The following is a 1,160-nucleotide window of genomic DNA, read 5'->3' as shown; positions in this document are numbered from 1 at the left end:
TGCAGGGTCCGCTGTCGCCATTGCCGGGCCGATTTCTTTTATCGGCATCATTATTCCGCATTTTGCCCGCTTTGTCGTTGGTAATGATTATCGCTGGGTTCTGCCATTTTCCGCTGTTTTGGGTGCCATTTTGCTTGTTTGCGCGGATATCGGTGCGCGATATATCATTATGCCTCAGGAAGTTCCTGTCGGGGTCATGACCGCCATCATCGGAATGCCTGTGTTTGTGTACATCGCAAGAAGGGGGGCGAAGCTATGAAACTTCGTTTTGGCGTTACTGCGGCTGAAAAGAAAGCATGGATCGTCTTTTTGGTTTTACTGGGGTTAACAGCTGCTGTACTCATCATAAGCGCAGGTCTCGGACAAAGGTTTATTCCTCCCTGGGATGTAGCAAAAACATTCTTTGGTGCAGGTTCCAAGCTGGATGAACTGATGATCATGTCGTTCCGCATGCCAAGAATTTTGACAGCTTTATGCGCCGGTGTCTGCTTGGCAGCGGCAGGCGCGATATTGCAGGGGCTCGTCGGAAACCCTCTCGCATCTCCGGATATTATCGGAATAACAGGAGGAGCGGCGGTAGCGGTCGTGCTTTTAATGATGTTCTTCTCAGACCGCAGCAGTTCACTTACGATCAGTCTGTCATGGCTTCCAGCAGCCGCATTTATCGGCGCATCGGCTGTCGGGCTCATCGTCTATTTACTGGCATACAAAAATGGCGCCTCCACATTTCGGCTGGTGCTTATCGGAATCGGATTTTCAATGTCGGCGCAGGCGATGACTACCCTGTTGATGATCAAAGGCCCGATTTACCGGGCATCACAAGCCAATGTGTATATCACTGGGTCAGTTTATGGGTCAAACTGGCAGCATGTAAAAATAGCTATTATCTTATCTGTCATTCTCTTATTCATTTGTTTTGTCGCGCTAAAAAATATGAATATACAGGTGCTGGGTGAAGATATTGCGGCGGGTGCAGGAAGCGCTGTGCAGCGAAATCGTTTTTTCTTGCTACTTTTGAGTACGGCTCTTACTGGTTGTGCAGTTTCAGTTGCCGGCACAATCGGTTTTGTCGGGCTGATGGCGCCCCATATTGCAAGACGGCTTGTCGGCTCATCTTATGGCGCGCTGCTCCCAGCGTCGGCACTTATTGGAGCTCTGCT

2 protein-coding genes are annotated in these 1,160 nt (G+C 49.8%); both read left to right on the top strand.

Going from position 1 to position 1,160, the window contains the following annotated elements; all coding sequences use genetic code 11:
* Positions 1-259: iron chelate uptake ABC transporter family permease subunit (locus ACWHAR_RS22425; protein WP_452087874.1), on the top strand; the 259-nt coding region annotated here is incomplete at its 5' end.
* On the top strand, positions 256-1,160 hold a 905-nt coding region (locus tag ACWHAR_RS22420), incomplete at its 3' end, for a FecCD family ABC transporter permease (RefSeq protein WP_452087873.1). The genes ACWHAR_RS22425 and ACWHAR_RS22420, both read left to right, overlap by 4 nt.

The organism is Bacillus sp. LR--39 (assembly GCF_053613335.1).
Note: the sequence above shows the minus strand (reverse complement) of the source record. Positions and strands in the feature narration are given on the sequence as shown.